Genomic DNA, 18,213 nt, shown 5'->3' with positions numbered 1-18,213 from the left:
AAAAGGGGCCCGAAGGCCCCTTTTCGTTGCGAGCGCGAAGCGCTCAGCGCACCACTGCGATCTGCGTGCGCGCACCGTTCTTGTAGGTGTAGAGCGTCAGCGCGCCGTTCTTGATGTCGCCCTTTTCGTCGAAGGCGATCGGGCCGGTCAGGCCGTTGTACTGGACCTTGCCGACTTCGGGCAGGTACTTCTCGGGATCGGCCGAGCCGGCCTTGGCCATCGCCGCTGCGAGCACCTGAACGGCGTCGTAGACGTACGGTGCATAGATCTGCACATCGACGCCGTTCTTTTCCTTGAACTTGGTCTTCCAGGCTTCCAGCGGCGCCTTGAAGTCGCCGTCCACGCCGCCGGCTTCGGCACAGACCACCATGTCTTCGCCGATCGCGTCGCCGGCCAGCTTGGCCAGTTCGCCGGTGCACAGGCCGTCGCCGCCCATGAACTTGACGTTCATGCCGAGTTGCTTGACCTGCTTGAGCATCGGGCCGCCGACGGCGTCCATGCCGCCGAAGAACAGGATGTCGGGCTGGGCGCCCTTCAGCTTGGTCAGGATGGCGTTGAAGTCGGTCGACTTGTCGGTCGTGAACTCGTGGCCGACGATGGTGCCGCCGGCGGCCTTGGCGGCCTTCTCGAATTCTTCGGCGACGCCCTGGCCGTAGGCCGTGCGGTCGTCGATCACGGCGATGTTCTTGCCCTTCAGCGTCTCGACGGCGTACTTGCCGAGCGTGCCGCCCAGCTGCGTGTCGTCAGCCACCACGCGGAACGTGGTCTTGAAGCCCTGGCGGGTGTACTTGGGGTTGGTCGCCGACGGCGAGATCTGCGGAATGCCAGCGTCGCTGTAGAGCTTGGATGCAGGGATGGTGGTGCCGGAATTCAGGTGGCCGACGACGCCGTTGACCTTGCTGTCGACCAGCTTCTGGGCCACGGCCGTGCCTTGCTTCGGATCGGCTGCGTCGTCTTCGGCGAGCAGTTCGAACTTGGCGACCTTGTCGCCGATCTTGATGCCCTTGGCGTTGAGGTCCTCGATCGCCATGCGCGCGCCGAATTCGTTGTCCTTGCCGAGGTGGGCGATGGCGCCGCTGGTGGGAGCGACGTGGCCGATCTTGACGACCAGCGCATCGGCCGGGGGTGCGGCGGGAGCGGGAGCGGCTGCGGTCGGTGCAGGCGCCGCGGGTGCCGCGGCTTCTTCCTTCTTGCCACAGGCCACGAGCGCGAGAGCGGCCAGGGCGACAGCAGTCCATTTCAATTGCATGGGAAACCTCCAGAACATTGATGAAGTGAGAGTTGAAAACCGGTCTTTGGATCCGGGCACAACCCTTGAGCAAGTATCGCGCCGCGGATGCGCAGCGCCCCCGCGCTTTTCGACCCGGCGCGCAGTTTAGCCCAAGGTTTCGCGTCCGAATGCTGGCGTAGACCCGGGGTTGTCCGAAAGCTCGCGGGCCAGCGCTTCGCTCACCAAAGCACGCAAAACGGCCTCGATTTCACGGCGCAGACCGGGGATCATCGTGTCGAGGTGCTGCTGAACGGCAGCTGACACGGCATCGCTCACGCGCTCCTCGAGCGACAGGTCGACGCGCTGCAGCACGCGGTGCAGCAATTGCTCTTCGAGGCGGAAGGCTTCGGCCTCCGACAGCTTGGCTTCGGGGCTCAGCGCGACGGCCTGCGAGGGCTCGGTCACGGTCGCCTGCGCGGCGACGGATGCGGTCGGCGACTCGGCGGCTGCATCCGGCGGCGCCGGCTCGAGCACCGTCGTCAAGGTGGGCACGAAGCGCGGCGGCGTACGGGGCGCACCGGTCACAGGGCAACCTCCGTGCTTCGCACTGCGGTGCGAGCCCCCTTCGGAACGGCCGGGCGGGAGCTCATGTGTTCGCACCCCCCGCGTAGGCATGGGTGCGGATCGCGTAGCCGCGGTCCTTGTAGTGACGCCAGCGGGCGCGGCCGGCCTGGCGGTCGGCGTCGTCGCTGCCGACGATGTCGATCAGCCGCTCGAAGCGCTCGAAGCGTGCGGGCAGCTCGGCGCCGAGATTGACGAGGATCGGCCGGTCGGGCAGCGCGCCCGCGGCGCTGTCCACCAGCACCACCGGCGAACGCTCGACGATGGAGGGCGCATCGTCGCCGCGGCAGTGGGCAACGAAATCGGTCGGCGAGAGCGTCCACAAGGCCGTGTCGATCGCCTCCAGCAGGGCCGCGTCCGCCACCACCACCAGCCGCGCGCCATGGGCGCTCACCGCCTTGCGCAGCAGCCGGCAGGCGTAGCCCACCTTGTCGGGCATGTTGTAGTGGCCGTCGATCTCGGTCACTTGCGCGACCGCGGCTTGGCGGCCTTCGGCGTCCGGGCGGGCGCCGCCTTGGCGCCCTGTGTCAGGAGATAGCTCAGCAGCAGGCCCACCGGCCGGCCGGTGGACCCCTTGGCGGCACCGCTCTTCCAGGCCGTGCCGGCGATGTCCAGGTGCGCCCAGGGGTAGTCGCCCGCGAAGCGCTGCAGGAACTTGGCCGCCGTGACGGCACCGCCCGCCCGTCCGGCCACGTTGGCGACGTCCGCGAAATGGGTCTTGAGCCCTTCGGCGTAGTCGTCGTCGAGCGGCATCCGCCAGCAGCGGTCCTGCGACGCCTCGCCGGCCGCCTCGAGGGCGCCGGCCAGTGCGTCGTCGCTCGAGAAGAGCCCGCTGCGCACGCCGCCCAGGGCCACCACGCAGGCCCCGGTGAGGGTGGCGATGTCGATCACCGCCGCCGGCGCGAAGCGCTTGGCGTAGGTCAGCGCATCGCACAGGATCAGGCGCCCCTCGGCGTCGGTGTTGAGCACCTCGATGGTCTGGCCGCTCATGCTGGTGACGACGTCGCCCGGCTTGATCGCCCGGCCGTCGTTCATGTTCTCGCACGAGGGCACCAGCCCGACCACGTTGATCGGAGGCTGGATGTCGCCGAGGGCACGGAACACGCCCAGCACGCTGGCGGCGCCGCACATGTCGAACTTCATTTCGTCCATTTCGGCGGCCGGCTTGAGCGAGACGCCGCCGGTGTCGAAGGTGATGCCCTTGCCGACCAGCACCACGGGCGCCTGGTCCTTGGGGGCCCCGTGGTAGTTCAGCACGATGAAGCGCAGCGGCTCGGCCGACCCTTGCGACACGGCGGCGAAGGCGCCCATGCCGAGCTTGGCCACTTCCTTCGGGCCCAGCACTTCGCACTTCACGTTCGGCAGCTCGGCCAGCTTCTTCGCGGCATCGGCCAGCATCGTGGGCGTGCAGTAGTTTCCGGGTCGGTTGCCCCATTCCTTGGCCAGTTCGACCCCGGCGACCGTCGCGGTGGCCTGGTCGAAGGCCTCGCGCAGCGCGGCCGCGTCCGGCACGCCAACGGTCAACTGGCGGATCGTGCGCGGCTCGGGCTTGGACTTGGTCTCGGTGTAGACATAGCTGGCGTCGGCCGAGGCCAGCACCGCGCTGCCCAGGCTGGCCGCGTCGGGCGCGCCGGCGAAGACGATCGCCACCCGCTTCGGGCTCGCGCCCTTGGCGGCGTTGACCGCCGCCAGGACCGCGGTCCGGACCGCAGGCGCGCCGCCGTCCCCCACGGCCGCCAGCAGCACGCGCGCCGCCGCGATGCCGGCCGGCCGATACAGCGCGAGCAGCTTGCCCGCCTTGTCGGGCAGGTCGCCGGCCTTGCGGGCCTCGGCTGCCAGGGTGGAGAGCGCATCTTTGGCGCTGCTGGTTCCGGCGGCCACCAGCACGATGAGGACATCGGCTTTCTCGGTGGCGGCCTGGGCGATGGAGAGGGTCTTGAGTTGAAAGTCCATAATCCTTTTTTTCCCTCGACGATGTTATTCCATTCCTCTCTACGCAAGGAGCTGTCGCGCAGCTTCGGCGCCACGCTGGTGGTGCTGGTCACCATCGTGATGACGATGATGCTGATCCGCACCCTCGGACTGGCGGCCAAGGGCAGCGTGAATCCCTCCGAGGTCTTCCTCGTGATGACCTACACCGTGCTCGGCTACATGCCGACCATCCTCAGCCTCTGCCTGTTCATTTCGATCGTCGGCACGCTGTCGCGCATGTACCGCGACAGCGAGATGGTGATCTGGTTCTCGAGCGGGCGCGGCCTGGCGGAGTTCCTGCGCCCGCTGTTCGGCTTCGCCTGGCCGATCCTGCTGCTGATCGCCCTGTTCTCCCTGGTCGGCTGGCCCTGGGCCAATTCGCAGACCCAGAACATGCGCGAGCGCTACGAGCGGCGCAGCGACATCGAGCGGGTCGCGCCCGGTGAGTTCCGCGAATCGGCCGGCCGGCTGCGGGTTTTCTTCATCGACAAGGACGCCCCGGACAGCGCCACCGCCAGCAACGTGTTCATCTCGTCGATCGAGCGCAACCTGCGCATCGTGACCTCGGCGCGCAGCGGCCGCATGGAGGACCTGGACGGCATCCGCTACCTGATGCTGAGCAACGGCCAGCGCATCGAGGAGCCGCTGCAGCCGACCGGCATCAAGGTCAGCGAATTCGAGACCTACGGCGCCCGGGTCGGCGGCCGTTCGGGCGACCCGCTGGACGTGATGCCGGTGCGCGCCCGCACCACGCTGGCCCTGCTGCGCGAGCCGAATCCGGTCAACCGCGCCGAGCTCGCCTGGCGCATCGGCCTGCTGTTCGCGGGCGCCAATTTCGTGCTGCTGGCGCTGGCGCTGTCGAGCGTCAATCCGCGCGTCGGCCGCAGCGGCAACCTGCTGTTCGCGCTGTTCGCCTTCGTCCTCTACTTCAACCTGCTCAATCTCGGCCAGAGCTGGGTCGGGGCGGGGCGCTTCGGCGTCGGCGGCTTCCTGCTCGCACTGCACGGCGGCGTCCTGGTGCTGGGCCTGCTCTGGCTCGCCAAGCGACATTTCAACTGGGGCTTCCCGACGCGCCGCGTCCCGGCGCAGCCTGCAACCACATCGAACGCGTGAAAACCATCCGCCGCCTGATCTACGCGGAGGTGCTGAAGTCGGTCGCCTTCGTCGCCCTGGGCTTCCTGAGCCTGTTCTTCTTCTTCGACTTCGTCGACGAGCTGCAGTCCATCGCCAGTCCCGATTCACTTGGCTACGGCGCGCCCCAGGCGCTCCTCTACGTGGCGCTGCTGATTCCCAGCCATCTCTACGAACTGCTGCCGATCGCGGTGCTGATCGGCACCATCTTCGTCATGGCCCGGCTGGCTCAGAGCTCCGAATTCACGATCCTTCGCACCAGCGGCCTCGGCCCCTGGCGGGCCCTGCGCACGCTGCTGCTGCTCGGGGCCGCCTTCGTGGTGCTGACCTTCGCGGTCGGCGACTACGTGGCGCCCGTGACGGACCGCGCGGCCCAGTTGCTCAAGGCCCGCTACCAGGGTCCGCTCGCGCTGATCGGCAACACCGGCGCCTGGCTCAAGGAGCGCCAGGGCGACACCTCCTTCGCGGTCAACGTGGTGTCGATGGGGCGCAACGGCATCCTGAAGGATCCCCGGATCCTCGAGTTCGACGGCCAGGGCTTCCTGGTCTCGCAAACCTCCGCGCCCGGCGCAACGGTCGACCGCGGCCACTGGACCCTGATCAACGCCGAGCGCCAGCTGTATGAAACGCGGGGCCCCGGGGCCCCGCGCATCGTCCGCACCACGGTGCCGGTGCTCGAGTGGCCGACTTCGCTGAGCAACGAGATGGTGTCAGTCGCGCTGCTGCGCCCGGAGCGCATGCGCACGCTGGACCTGTTCGACTACATCCGCCACCTCGACGCCAACGGACAAACCGCGCAACGCTACGAGATCGAGTTCTGGCGCAAGGTCTTCTATCCCCTGTCCTGCCTGGTGATGATCGTTCTGGCCCTGCCCTTCGCCTACCTGCACTTCCGGCAGACCGGCATCGCCACCTACATGTTCGGCGGGGTGATGATCGGCATCAGCTTCTTCCTGTTGAACAACGTCTTCGGCTACCTGGGCAACCTCGGCAACTGGTGGCCATGGATCACGGCGGCGGCACCCGGCCTGATCTATTCCGTGATGTCGCTCGGCGCCTTCACCTGGCTGGTGCTGAGACGCTAGCGACCGAAGCGCCATGCAGACACCCTTGGGCATCGTGCTGTTCGCGCACGGTTCGCGCGACGAACGCTGGCGAGCGCCGGTGGAGGCGGTGGCGCGCCAGGTGGCCGTGCTCGACCCCACGGCCCGGGTCGCCTGCGCCTATCTCGAACTGGTCGCGCCCGACCTGCGCACCGCGGTGCAGGCGCTGATCGCCGCCGGCGCCCGGCGCATCCGGATCGTCCCGCTGTTCCTGGGCATGGGCCGGCACGTGCGCGAAGACTTGCCGCGGCTGGTCGACGAACTCCAGGCCCTCCATCCGGACGTCGCGTTCTCGCTTCGCCAGGCCGTTGGCGAGGACCCCGAAGTGATCGCCCTGCTGGCAAAGAAAGCATTCGAATCCTGAACTTGCGGTGATTTTCATAGACCAAGAAGGCATAATGAATCCGAAAATAATACGGAATCTGTTATGAATCTTCATCAGTTCAAGTTTGTTCAGGAAGCCGTCAGGCGCAACCTGAACCTGACCGAAGCTGCCAAGGCGCTCCACACCTCGCAGCCGGGCGTGTCGAAGGCGATCATCGAGCTCGAGGAAGAACTCGGCGTCGAGATCTTCGCCCGCCACGGCAAGCGCCTGAAGCGCGTCACCGAACCCGGCCAGCATGTGCTGGCCAGCATCGAACTCATCATGCGCGAAGTCGGCAATCTCAAGCGCATCGGCGAGCAGTTCAGCGCCCAGGACAGCGGCACCCTGTCGATCGCCACCACCCACACCCAGGCCCGCTACGTCCTGCCGGTGCCGGTCGCGAAGCTGCGCGAAGCCTATCCGAAGGTCAACGTAAGCCTGCACCAGGGCTCGCCCGACCAGGTGGCGCGGATGGTGATCGACGAGGTGGCCGAGATCGGCATCGCCACCGAATCGCTGGCCGACTACGCCGAGCTCGTGACCATGCCCTGCTACGAATGGCAGCACGTGCTGGTGCTGCCGCAGGGCCATCCGCTCGCGGACAAGGAGCGCATCTCGCTCGAGGACCTGGCCAACGAGCCGATCATCACCTACCACCCGTCGTTCACCGGGCGCACCCGCATCGACCACGCCTTCGCGCAAAAGAAGCTGACCCCGCGCATCGCGCTCGAGGCGATCGACTCTGACGTCATCAAGACCTATGTGCGGCTCGGCCTGGGCGTCGGCATCGTGGCCGAGATGGCGGTGCGCGACGACACCAACGCCGACCTCGTGGTGCGGCCGATGGGCCACATCTTCGGGGTCAACATCGCCCGCGTCGCCTTCAAGCGCAGCGCCTATCTGCGCAACTTCGTCTTCAAATTCGCCGAGCTGCTCTCCGACCGGCTCGATCGCAACCTGATCGCCAAGGCCTTGAGCGGTCAACACCAGGACTACGAACTGTGAGCCGAGCGACCGTCCGCACTCCCGAAGTGCAAACCAAGCTGCCCGCCGTGGGCACGACGATCTTTACCGTGATGTCGGCACTCGCCGCCGAGAAGAACGCGGTCAACCTCGGCCAGGGCTTCCCGGATTTCAATTGCGATCCGCAACTGCTGCAGGCCGTGACCGACGCCATGGCGGCGGGCCACAACCAGTATCCGCCGATGCCCGGCATCCTTGCGTTGCGAGAGGCGATCGCGGCCAAGATCGAAACCCTGTACGGCCATCGCTACGACCCGCAGACCGAGATCACCGTGACCGCCGGCGCCACCCAGGCCATCATCACGGCGATCCTGGCCGTGGTCCGGCCAGGCGACGAGGTGATCGTGCTGGAACCCTGCTACGACAGCTACGTGCCGAACATCGACCTGGCCGGCGGCACCGTTGTGCGCGTGCCGCTCACGCCGGGCAGCTTCCGTCCCGACTTCGCGAAGATCGCGGCGGCGCTCACGCCGCGCACCCGCGCCATCATCGTCAACACGCCGCACAACCCGAGCGCCACGGTCTGGACCGAGGCCGAGATGCGCCAGCTCGAAGACCTGCTGGCGCCGACCGAGGTGCCGGTGATCAGCGACGAGGTCTACGAGCACATGGTCTACGCCGGTGCCCGCCACGAGAGCGCGGCGCGCTTCCCGGGCCTGGCGGCGCGCAGTTTCATCGTCAGCAGCTTCGGCAAGACCTACCACGTGACCGGCTGGAAGGTCGGCTACGTGGCGGCGCCGGCCGCGCTGAGCGCCGAGTTCCGCAAGGTGCACCAGTTCAACGTCTTCACGGTCAACACGCCGATGCAGCATGCGCTGGCCCGCTACATGGCAGATCCGACGCCGTACCTGGAGCTGCCGGCCTTCTACCAGCGCAAGCGCGACCTGTTCGCCGAGGGCCTGGCGAAGACGCGCTTCAAGCTGCTGCCCAGCGCCGGCACCTATTTCCAGTGCGTCGACATCAGCGAGGTCAGCGCGCTCGGCGAATCGGATTTCTGCCAGTGGCTCACGAGCGAGATCGGGGTCGCGGCGATCCCGCTGTCGGCCTTCTACGGCGACGGCTTCGACCAGCGCGTGGTGCGCTTCTGCTTCGCCAAGAAGGACGAAACCCTGCAGGCCGCGATCGGCCGACTGGCCCGGCTCTGACACGAACGGTAGGAGAGTCCTGACCGCGGGAGGGGGCCGCTTCCCGCGATCGCCGGGCGCCCGGGGGCAGAGGATGAGGGCTTCAAAACATACCGCCCTAGGAGAAGTCCATGTCCCTCTCGTTGATTCTGCTGATCGTCCTGATCCTGCTGCTGGTGGGCGCGCTGCCGAGCTGGGGCTACAGCCGCAGCTGGGGCTATGGGCCCAGCGGCGGTCTTGGCCTGGTGCTGCTTGTGGTGATCGTGCTGCTGCTGATGGGTCGGATATAGCCCTCGGCGCCTGCCGCACGGAAAGCCCGCTTCGGCGGGCTTTTTGCTGTCTGGCTGCAAAGGCTCAATGCCCCAGCTGGGCCCAGAGCTTGTCCAGCCGCTTCACGCTGACCGGCTGCGGCGTGCGCAGCTCCTGGGCGAAGAAGCTCACGCGCAGTTCCTCGAGCAGCCAGCGGAACTCGCTCATGCGCTCGTCGGCCGCGCCCTTGCGCTCGGCGAGCAGGCGCCAGTAGCGCTGCTCCTGCGGCCGCAGTTCGGCCAGTCGCTGGGCATCGCGCGCCGGGTCGGCGCGCAGCTTGTCGAGCCGCAGGGTGATCGCCTTCAGGTAGCGCGCGAAGTGCTGCAACCGCGGCCAGGGCGTGTCGGCGATGAAGCGCTTGCCCACCAGCCGCTGCAGTTGCTGCGCCGCGTCGCCAGTGGCCTCGGGCTGCACCTTGGTGTCCTTGATCTTGCGCAGCGCCAACCCGTATTCGACCAGGATCGTGCCGGCCAGCCGGGCCACCTCGTTGGCGATCAGCGTCAGGCGCCCGCGGCCCTCCTCCAGCCGCCGCTTGAAGGCGAACTCGTCGGTCGGCAGCGGCTCCTGCAGGAAGGCGCGGTCGATCGCCACCTCGATGATCTGCGCCCGCAGTTCCTCGGCGGTGCCGAGCGGCATGAAGGCAACCGCCATCTTCTGCAGGTCGGGGATGTTCTTCTCGAGGTACTTCAGGGCATCCTTGAGCTGCAGGGCGAACAACCGGCGCAGGCCCGCCCGATGCTTCGCGGCGGCAACGGCCGGCTCGTCGAAGACCTCGATCGTCACCGCGTCGCTGCCGTCGACCAGCGCCGGGAACCCGATCAGCGATTGCGCTCCGCGCCGGACTTCCATCAGCTCGGGAAGCTCGCCGAAGGTCCAGGCGGTGTAGCGTTGGCCGGCCGGGAGGGCGGGCGTCGCCGGCGCCTCGACCGCGGCTTTCGCTGCGGGCCGGGCCTGTCCGCCTGCGCCGGCCTGGGCCGGCTCCGGCGAAGCCCGCACGTTGAGCCCGGCCAGCGCCTGGAAGGCACCGCGCGCCTGCGTGCCCAGCTCGGCCTTCAGCGCGCCCAGGTTGCGCCCCATGCCGAGCTGCCGGCCATGCTCGTCGACCACCCGCAGGTTCATGAAGAGGTGCGGCGGCAGCATGTCGAGCTTGAAGTCGGCGCGCTTGACGTCGAGGCTGGTCTGGTCGCGCACCCGCTTCAGGAGCGCGTCGGTCAGCGACCCGTGGCCGAAGACCTCGGGCGCCGACAGCACCTCGGTGAAGCGCGCGGCCGATTCGGGCAGCGGCACCAGCCGCGCGCGAGGCTTCTGCGGCAGGCTCTTGAGCAGGGCCTGGATCTTGTCCTTCAGCATGCCGCTCACCAGCCACTCGCAGCGTTCGTCGCTGACCTGGTTCAGCACGAACAGCGGCACGCTGACGGTCAGCCCGTCCTTGGCATCGCCCGGCTCGTGCAGGTAGGTGGCCGCGCAATCGACGCCGCCCAGGCGCACGGTCGGCGGAAAGGATTGGGTCGTGATGCCGGCCGCCTGGTGGCGCATCAGCTCGTCGCGCGTCAGGTAGAGCAGCCTGGGCTGTTCGCGCGACTGGCCGCGATACCAGTTCTCGAAGGTGAGGCCGCTCGACACGTCGGCCGGCAGCTGGGCGTCGTAGAAGGCGTAGATCAGTTCGTCGTCGACCAGCACGTCCTGGCGCCGCGACTTGTGCTCCAGGCCCTCGACCTCGCGCACCAGCTTGCGGTTGGCCGCGAGGAACGGCAGCTTGCTTTCCCACTGCCCGCCGACCAGCGCCTCGCGGATGAAGATCTCGCGCGCCGCGACCGGATCCACCTTGCTGAAATCGACCCGGCGCCCGCTGTAGACCACCAGTCCGTAGAGCGTGGCGCGCTCCAGCGCCGCGACCTGGGCGCCCTTCTTCTCCCAGTGCGGGTCGAGCAGCTGCTTCTTCAGCAGGTGGCCCGCCACCTGTTCGAGCCACTGCGGCTCGATGTTGGCGATGCCGCGGCCGAACAGCCGCGTGGTCTCGACCAGCTCGGAAGCGACGATCCAGCGGCCCGGCTTCTTCTTCAGGTGGGCGCCCGGATGGCGGTAGAACTTGATGCCGCGCGCACCCAGGTAGGCCTCGTCGTCCTCGAGCTTCCAGCCGATGTTGCCGAGCAGGCCCGAGAGCATCGACAGGTGCAGCGGCTCGTAGCCGGCCGGCTGGGTGTTGATGCGCCACTTGTGCTCGGTCACCACCGTCAGCAGCTGCGAATGGATGTCGCGCCACTCGCGCACCCGGCGGATGTTGATGAAGTTCTGGCGCAGCAGTTGCTCGTATTGCCGGTTGCTGAGCTTGTGCGTGTCACCATGGCCGCCGCGCGCATCCAGGATCCACTTCCACAGCCGCAGGTAGCCGCTGAACTCGCTCTTCTCGTCGTCGAACTTCGAATGCGCCTGGTCGGCCTGCTGCTGCATCTCCATCGGCCGGTCGCGCACGTCCTGCACCGACAGGGCGCTGGCGATCACCAGCACCTCCTCGAGCGCGCCGCGCGTGCGGGCCTCGATGATCATGCGCGCGACCCGCGGGTCGAGCGGCAGCCGGGCCAGCTCGGCGCCCATCGGCGTCAGCTCGTTGGCATCGTCGACCGCGCCGAGTTCGTTCAGCAGCTGGTAGCCGTCGGCGATCGCGCGCCGCTGCGGCGCCTCCAGGAACGGAAAGCGCTCGACATCGCCCAGGTGCAGCGACTTCATGCGCAGGATCACGCCGGCCAGCGAGGAGCGCAGGATTTCCGGGTCGGTGAAGCGCGGCCGACCCTCGAAGTCCTTCTCGTCGTAGAGCCGGATGCAGATGCCGTTGGCGACCCGCCCGCAGCGTCCGGCGCGCTGGTTGGCCGCCGCCTGGCTGATCGGCTCGACCAGCAGCTGCTCGACCTTGCTGCGGAACGAATAGCGCTTGACCCGCGCCGTGCCGGTGTCGATCACGTAGCGGATGCCCGGCACGGTCAGCGAAGTCTCGGCCACGTTGGTGGCCAGCACGATGCGCCGACCGCTGTGGCTGTCGAAGATGCGCTCCTGCTCGGCCTGCGACAGCCGCGCGAACAGGGGCAGCACCTCTGCGCTGCGCATCAGCGGCTGGTGGCTGAGGTGGCGGCGCAAATGGTCGGCGGCCTCGCGGATCTCGCGCTCGCCGGGCAGGAAGACCAGGATGTCGCCGGCGTTGTGCGGGTCGCGCCAGAGTTCGTCGACCCCGTCGGCGATGGCGTCGTTGAGGTCGTGGTCGCGCGACTCCTCGAAGGGACGGTATCGCTGCTCGACCGGGAAGGTCCGCCCCGACACCATGATCGTCGGCGCCGGCCCCTTCGCGGATGCAAAGTGCTGCGCGAAGCGGTCGGCATCGATGGTGGCCGAGGTCACGATCACCTTCAGATCCGGCCGCCGCGGCAGGATCTCGCGCAGGTAGCCGAGCAGGAAGTCGATGTTCAGCGAGCGCTCGTGGGCCTCGTCGATGATGATCGTGTCGTAGGCCTTGAGCAGCGGGTCGGTCTGGGTCTCGGCCAGCAGGATGCCGTCGGTCATCAGCTTGACCGAGGCCTCGCGGGACAACCGGTCCTGGAAGCGCACCTTGTAGCCGACCACCTCGCCCAGCGGCGTCTTCAGCTCCTCGGCGATGCGCTTGGCGACCGAGGTCGCGGCGATCCGGCGCGGCTGGGTGTGGCCGATCAGCCGGCCCTTGCCTGGCGGGGCGTTCAGCTTGCCGCGGCCGAGCTCCAGCACGATCTTSGGCAGCTGCGTGGTCTTGCCCGAGCCGGTCTCGCCGCAGACGATGACGACCTGGTGGGCAGCGATGGCCTTGGCGATTTCGTCTCGGCGAGCCGAAACCGGCAGCGTTTCGGGGAATTCGATGGCGAGCGGACTGGCGCGGCGGGTTTCTGGCGGGAGGGAACTCATGGGAAGGCGCATTATCGCACTTCACGGGTTCACGTGCTACACTTGTTCTCGTGGAGCCTTCCGGAGTCGTCTGACATGACCAACCTCACCATCGCCATCGACGAGACCATCGTGCGCAAGGCGCGCGTGCGCGCCATCAACGAAGGCACCTCCGTGAGCGCGCGCGTGCGCGAATTCCTGGCCGACTATGCGCAGGGCAATGACCGCCGCCAGATCGCCGGCGAGGCCTTCATTGCCGCGGCGCGGCGCAGCAAGGCCAACAGCGAGGGCGCGAGCTGGTCGCGCGACGATGCCCACGATCGGCCCTACCCCGCCGAATGAACATTTTCTTCGACACCAACGTGCTGGTGTACGCCGTCGATGCCGGCGATCCGGTGCGCAAGGAAATCGCCATCGACCGCTTCGCCCGGGCGGTCAAGGACGACACGGTCATGCTCAGCACCCAGGTGCTGCAGGAGTTCTACAACATCACGACCCGCAAGCTGAAGCCGCCGCTGAGCGCGCGCGAAGCGGCCGGCCAGCTGTCCCAGCTGTGCGCCTTCGAGGTCGTCGGATCGAGCGCCGACAGCGTGCTAGCCGCTTCCGAACTGGCGCAGAAGCACCGCCTCCAGTGGTGGGATGCGCTGATCCTCGAAGCCGCGATTCGCGGCAACGCCGACGTCCTGGTGTCGCAGAACGGCCAGCACGGCCAGCGCTTCGGCAAGCTTGTCGTCGAGAATCCGTTCTCGCCGACCTGACACACGCCTCATTCACAGTCCCTTCATGTCCACTGTCTTCAACTTCACCTTCGTCCCCTGGTTCCGCTCGGTCGCGCCCTACATCCACATGCATCGCGGCAAGACCTTCGTGGTCGCGATGGCCGGCGAGGCGATCGCCGCCGGCAAGCTGGCCAGCATCGCCCAGGACCTGGCACTGATCCAGAGCATGGGCGTCAAGGTCGTGCTGGTGCACGGCTTCCGGCCTCAGGTCAACGAGCAGCTGCGCGCCAAGGGCCATGAGGCGAAGTACTCGCACGGCATCCGCATCACCGACGAGGTGGCGCTCGACTGCGCCCAGGAGGCGGCCGGCCAGCTGCGCTACGAGATCGAGGCCGCCTTCAGCCAGGGCCTGCCCAACACCCCGATGGCCGGCTCCACCATCCGCGTCATCTCCGGCAACTTCATCACCGCCCGGCCGGTCGGTGTGGTCGACGGCGTCGACTTCCAGCATTCGGGGCTGGTGCGCAAGGTCGACGCCGCCGGCATTCGCCGCGCGCTCGACTTCGGCTCGATGGTGCTGATGTCGCCGTTCGGCTTCTCGCCCACCGGCGAGGCCTTCAACCTCACGATGGAGGAAGTCGCGACCAGCGTGGCGATCTCGATCCAGGCCGACAAGCTGATCTTCATGACCGAGGTGCCGGGCATCGCCCAGGACCCGGCCCTGCCGATCAGCGAGGACAACCCCATCGACACCGAACTGCCGCTCGACGCCGCCCGCAAGCTGCTGGCGGCGCTGCCGCCCGCCCAGCGCCCGACCGACACCGCGTTCTACCTGCAGCACTGCGTCAAGGCCTGCGAGGCCGGCATCGAGCGCAACCACATCCTGCCCTTCTCGGTCGACGGCTCGCTGCTGCTCGAGGTCTACGTGCACGACGGCATCGGCACCATGGTGATCGACGAAAAGCTCGAATCGCTGCGCGAGGCCACCGCCGACGACATCGGCGGCATCCTGCAGCTGATCGAGCCCTTCGAGCGCGACGGCACGCTGGTCAAGCGCAGCCGCACCGAGATCGAGCGCGACATCGGCCAGTACACCGTGATCGAGCACGACGGCGTGATCTTCGGCTGCGCCGCGCTGTACCCCTACCCCGAGGCGCGCACCGCCGAGATGGCCGCCTTGACCGTGTCCCCGCAATCGCAGGCCCAGGGCGACGGCGAGCGCATCCTGAAACGGGTCGAGCAGCGCGCCAAGGCGTCGGGACTGGACAGCATCTTCGTGCTCACCACCCGCACCATGCACTGGTTCCTCAAGCGCGGCTTCCAGCAGGTCAACCCCGACTGGCTTCCCGAGGCCCGCAAGCGCAAGTACAACTGGGACCGCAAGAGCCAGGTGCTGGTGAAGAAACTCTAGGAATCAACACGATGATCGCCCGCTCCTGGTTCCGGCGCTGCCACGATAATCGAGGATCATGAATCCCCTGCTCGCCAAACTGCAGCCCTACCCCTTCGAGCGGCTGCGACAACTGTTCGCCGGCGTCACCCCGAACCCCGCATTCGCGCCGATCAGCCTCGGCATCGGCGAACCCAAGCACCCGACCCCGGCCTTCATCCAGGATGCGCTGGCGGCCGGCATGGGCGCCCTCGCGACCTACCCGGCCACCGCCGGCGACCTGCCGCTGCGCCAGTCGTTCACCGGCTGGCTGGAGCGTCGCTATGGCCTGGCGCTCGATCCGGCCACCCAGGTGCTGCCGGTCAACGGCTCGCGCGAGGCCCTGTTCGCCCTGGCCCAGACCGTGGTCGACGCCAGCCGGACGCCGGCGCCGGTGGTGCTGTCGCCCAACCCGTTCTATCAAATCTACGAAGGCGCGGCGCTGCTTTCGGGCGCCGAGCCGTACTACGTGCCGAGCGTGCCGGCGCGCAATTTCGCGGTCGACTGGGACAGCGTGCCGGATGCGATCTGGGCCCGCACGCAACTGGTCTTCGTCTGCTCGCCGGGCAATCCGACCGGTGCCGTGATGCCGATCGGCGAGTGGGAAAAGCTCTTCGCCCTGTCCGACCGGCACGGTTTCGTGATCGCGGCCGACGAGTGCTACAGCGAGATCTACTTCCGCGACGAACCCCCGCTCGGCGGGCTCGAGGCCGCAGCCAGGCTCGGCCGCAGCGACTTCCGCAACCTGATCGCCCTGACCTCGCTGTCCAAGCGCAGCAACGTGCCGGGTCTGCGCAGCGGCTTCGTGGCCGGCGACGCCGCGATCATCAAGTCCTTCCTGCTCTATCGCACCTACCACGGCAGCGCCATGAGCGGCACCGTGGCCGCCGCCAGCATCGCGGCCTGGAACGACGAGCTCCACGTGGTCGACAACCGCGCCCAGTACCGCTCCAAGTTCGCCGCCGTGACGCCGCTGCTCGAGCCGGTGCTCGACGTCCGCCTGCCCGACGCCAGCTTCTACCTCTGGGCCGGCATTCCGCCCGCGTGGCAAGGCGACGACGCCGCCTTCGCCCGGGCGCTCTACGCTCAATACAATGTGACGGTGCTGCCCGGCAGCTACCTCGCGCGCGAGGTCGGCGGCGCCAACCCGGGCCGCGGGCGCATCCGCATGGCGCTGGTCGCCGACACGGCCGAATGCACCGAGGCCGCGAAACGCATCGTGAATTTCATCCAGAACTGAGTTTTTCCATGACCCAACAACTCCAGCAGACCATCGACGCCGCGTGGGAAGACCGCGCCAACATCTCCGCCTCCAGCGCCTCCAAGGAAGTGCGCGACGCCGTCGACCACGTGATCGCCGAGCTCAACAACGGCCACCTGCGGGTCGCCACCCGCGAAGCCGTCGGTCAGTGGACCGTGCACCAGTGGATCAAGAAGGCCGTGCTGCTGTCCTTCCGCCTCAAGGACAACGAACAGATCCAGGCCGGCGCGCTGGGCTTCTACGACAAGGTGCCGACCAAGTTCTCGCACCTGTCGGCCAACGAGCTCAAGGAAGCCGGCGTTCGCATCGTCCCGCCGGCCGTGGCGCGCCGCGGCAGCTACATCGCCAAGGGCGCGATCCTGATGCCCTCCTACGTCAACATCGGCGCCTACGTCGGCGAAGGCACGATGGTCGACACCTGGGCCACGGTCGGCTCCTGCGCCCAGATCGGCGCCAACGTCCACCTGTCGGGCGGCGTCGGCATCGGCGGCGTGCTCGAGCCGCTGCAGGCCGGCCCGACCATCATCGAGGACAACTGCTTCATCGGCGCCCGTTCCGAGGTGGTCGAGGGCGTCATCGTCGAAGAGAACTCGGTGCTGTCGATGGGCGTCTTCATCGGCCAGAGCACCCCCATCTACGACCGCGCCACCGACACCGTCAGCTTCGGCCGCGTTCCGGCGGGCTCGGTGGTCGTCGCCGGCACCTTGCCCAAGCCGGGCGGCAAGTACAGCACCTACGCCGCCATCATCATGAAGAAGGTCGATGCCAAGACACGCTCGTCGACTTCTCTGAACGACCTGCTGCGCGACTGACCACCCGGGCCGCCTGAGGGGGCGGCCCCTGTGAGCCACCCGATCCAGAACCACAACGCCGAGGAGAGAGAGCCGATGAACACGATGGAGCGAATTCTTCGTCTGATGGCCGAGCGCAAGGCATCGGACATCTATCTTTCGGCCAACTCCCCGGCCCTGATCCGGATCAACGGCAACTGCATGCCGATCAACGCCCAGGTGCTGCCGCCCGAGGCACCGCTCAGCCTGCTGTCCGAGGTGGTGCACGAGAACCGCATCGCCGAACTGGAGCGCACCGGCGAGCTCAACATGGCGATCGCGCTCGAAGGCTCCGGCAACTTCCGCATCAGCGCCATGCGCCAGCGCGGCAGCTACGCGGTGGTCGTGCGGCACATCGCCTCGACCATCCCGAGCTTCGAGGATCTCAACCTGCCCGAGATCCTCAAGACCCTGGTCATGGAAAAGCGCGGCCTGATCCTCATGGTCGGCTCGACCGGCGCCGGCAAGAGCACCACCCTGGCCTCGATGCTCGACTACCGCAACGAGAACGCCACCGGCCACATCCTCACGGTCGAGGAGCCGATCGAATTCACCTTCACCAACAAGAAGTCGATGGTGAACCAGCGCGACGTCGGCAGCGACACCCAGTCGCTGCAGATCGCGCTCAAGAACGCGCTGCGCCAGGCGCCCGACGTGATCCAGATCGGCGAGATCCGCGACCGCGAGACCATGACCGCCGCGATCGCCTACGCACAGTCGGGCCACCTGTGCGTGGCCACGCTGCACGCCAACAACAGCTACCGGGCGCTGAACCGCATCCTGAGCTTCTACCCGGTCGAAGTGCGCGCCACGCTGCTGGGCGACCTCGGCGGCGCGCTGCGCGCCATCGTGGCCCAGCGCCTGCTGCGCACGCCCAGCGGTGCCCGCGTGCCGGCGCTCGAAGTGCTGCTGAACACCGCGCTGGTGGCCGAACTGATCGGCAAGGGCGACTTCTCGGCGGTCAAGGAAGCCATGGAACAATCGATGGCCGAAGGCTCCCAGACCTTCGAGGAAGACATCGCGCGGCTCATCACCGAAGACCTGGTGACGCGCGAGGAAGGCCTGTCCCAGGCCGATTCGCCGACCAACCTGATGTGGCGCCTGCAGAACCGCAAGGCGCCGCCCGCGCGCAACGAAGAACGCTCCCTCCTCGACCAGGTCGAGGAACCCACCTTCACGGACATCACGCTCGACGTGCGTCCCTGAGCCACCTGC

17 protein-coding genes are annotated in these 18,213 nt (G+C 67.9%); 12 read left to right on the top strand and 5 right to left on the bottom strand.

Annotated elements, in window-relative coordinates; all coding sequences use genetic code 11:
* Positions 1-43: 43 nt before the first annotated feature.
* The 4 genes from AC1DF3_RS00470 to AC1DF3_RS00455 all read right to left on the bottom strand — a co-directional run bounded on the left by AC1DF3_RS00470 (position 44) and on the right by AC1DF3_RS00455 (position 3,784).
* Positions 44-1,249 (bottom strand): branched-chain amino acid ABC transporter substrate-binding protein, encoded by a 1,206-nt coding sequence (locus AC1DF3_RS00470; protein ID WP_286531815.1) that lies wholly within the window; start codon positions 1,247-1,249, stop codon positions 44-46.
* A gap of 126 nt (positions 1,250-1,375) precedes the next feature.
* Complete coding sequence (locus AC1DF3_RS00465; RefSeq protein WP_286531814.1) at positions 1,376-1,795, bottom strand: RAD23 family protein; 420 nt, start codon at positions 1,793-1,795, stop codon at positions 1,376-1,378.
* A gap of 61 nt (positions 1,796-1,856) precedes the next feature.
* Positions 1,857-2,297, bottom strand: coding sequence for a DNA polymerase III subunit chi (locus tag AC1DF3_RS00460; RefSeq protein ID WP_286531813.1), 441 nt, complete (start codon positions 2,295-2,297; stop codon positions 1,857-1,859).
* Complete coding sequence (locus AC1DF3_RS00455) at positions 2,294-3,784, bottom strand: leucyl aminopeptidase (protein ID WP_286531812.1); 1,491 nt, start codon at positions 3,782-3,784, stop codon at positions 2,294-2,296. The genes AC1DF3_RS00460 and AC1DF3_RS00455 overlap by 4 nt, the downstream gene beginning before the upstream one ends.
* Positions 3,785-3,805: 21 nt before the next feature.
* Between AC1DF3_RS00455 and lptF the strand changes: the two genes are divergently transcribed.
* The 6 genes from lptF to AC1DF3_RS00425 all read left to right on the top strand — a co-directional run bounded on the left by lptF (position 3,806) and on the right by AC1DF3_RS00425 (position 8,837).
* Entirely contained in the window at positions 3,806-4,915 is a 1,110-nt protein-coding gene (gene lptF / locus AC1DF3_RS00450) for an LPS export ABC transporter permease LptF (protein ID WP_478138516.1), read from the top strand.
* Positions 4,912-6,018 carry an LPS export ABC transporter permease LptG gene (lptG, locus tag AC1DF3_RS00445; protein WP_286531810.1) on the top strand — a complete coding sequence of 369 codons (1,107 nt, stop codon included), beginning with the start codon at positions 4,912-4,914 and terminating at the stop codon, positions 6,016-6,018. The genes lptF and lptG overlap by 4 nt, the downstream gene beginning before the upstream one ends.
* A 13-nt stretch (positions 6,019-6,031) precedes the next feature.
* Positions 6,032-6,400 carry a sirohydrochlorin chelatase gene (locus AC1DF3_RS00440; RefSeq protein ID WP_478138515.1) on the top strand — a complete coding sequence of 123 codons (369 nt, stop codon included), beginning with the start codon at positions 6,032-6,034 and terminating at the stop codon, positions 6,398-6,400.
* A 63-nt stretch (positions 6,401-6,463) separates the two neighbouring features.
* Complete coding sequence (locus tag AC1DF3_RS00435) at positions 6,464-7,405, top strand: CysB family HTH-type transcriptional regulator (protein ID WP_286529087.1); 942 nt, start codon at positions 6,464-6,466, stop codon at positions 7,403-7,405.
* Between the two features lie 26 nt (positions 7,406-7,431).
* Positions 7,432-8,568, top strand: coding sequence for a pyridoxal phosphate-dependent aminotransferase (locus AC1DF3_RS00430; RefSeq protein ID WP_478138514.1), 1,137 nt, complete (start codon positions 7,432-7,434; stop codon positions 8,566-8,568).
* Positions 8,569-8,678: 110 nt separating this feature from the next.
* Entirely contained in the window at positions 8,679-8,837 is a 159-nt protein-coding gene (locus tag AC1DF3_RS00425; RefSeq protein WP_214685614.1) for a DUF3309 family protein, read from the top strand.
* Positions 8,838-8,901: 64 nt separating this feature from the next.
* On the opposite strand, the gene hrpA is transcribed toward AC1DF3_RS00425, so the two are convergent.
* Positions 8,902-12,780 (bottom strand): ATP-dependent RNA helicase HrpA, encoded by a 3,879-nt coding sequence (gene hrpA, locus AC1DF3_RS00420; RefSeq protein WP_478138513.1) that lies wholly within the window; start codon positions 12,778-12,780, stop codon positions 8,902-8,904.
* A 75-nt stretch (positions 12,781-12,855) separates the two neighbouring features.
* Between hrpA and AC1DF3_RS00415 the strand changes: the two genes are divergently transcribed.
* The 6 genes from AC1DF3_RS00415 (at position 12,856) to AC1DF3_RS00390 (ending at position 18,204) form a co-directional block, all read left to right on the top strand.
* On the top strand, positions 12,856-13,101 hold the full coding sequence (locus AC1DF3_RS00415; RefSeq protein ID WP_286531806.1) for a hypothetical protein: 246 nt from the start codon (positions 12,856-12,858) through the stop codon (positions 13,099-13,101).
* The gene (locus AC1DF3_RS00410) at positions 13,098-13,517 is read left to right on the top strand and encodes a PIN domain-containing protein (RefSeq protein WP_286531805.1); all 420 of its coding nucleotides are present in this window, start codon (positions 13,098-13,100) and stop codon (positions 13,515-13,517) included. The genes AC1DF3_RS00415 and AC1DF3_RS00410 overlap by 4 nt, the downstream gene beginning before the upstream one ends.
* Before the next feature lie 25 nt (positions 13,518-13,542).
* A complete protein-coding gene (gene argA / locus AC1DF3_RS00405; protein ID WP_286531804.1) occupies positions 13,543-14,889 on the top strand; it encodes an amino-acid N-acetyltransferase in 1,347 nt (448 codons plus the stop codon).
* A gap of 58 nt (positions 14,890-14,947) precedes the next feature.
* Positions 14,948-16,147, top strand: coding sequence for a succinyldiaminopimelate transaminase (dapC, locus tag AC1DF3_RS00400; protein WP_478138512.1), 1,200 nt, complete (start codon positions 14,948-14,950; stop codon positions 16,145-16,147).
* 8 nt (positions 16,148-16,155) lie between these two features.
* Positions 16,156-16,980, top strand: a complete 825-nt coding sequence (gene dapD, locus AC1DF3_RS00395) for a 2,3,4,5-tetrahydropyridine-2,6-dicarboxylate N-succinyltransferase (RefSeq protein ID WP_286529099.1) — start codon at positions 16,156-16,158, stop codon at positions 16,978-16,980.
* Positions 16,981-17,055: 75 nt separating this feature from the next.
* Positions 17,056-18,204: a PilT/PilU family type 4a pilus ATPase gene (locus tag AC1DF3_RS00390; RefSeq protein ID WP_286531802.1), complete on the top strand. Its 1,149-nt coding sequence runs from the start codon at positions 17,056-17,058 to the stop codon at positions 18,202-18,204.
* Positions 18,205-18,213 lie beyond the last annotated feature (9 nt).

Source organism: Variovorax sp. 10N432 (assembly GCF_056394465.1).
Note: the sequence above shows the minus strand (reverse complement) of the source record. Positions and strands in the feature narration are given on the sequence as shown.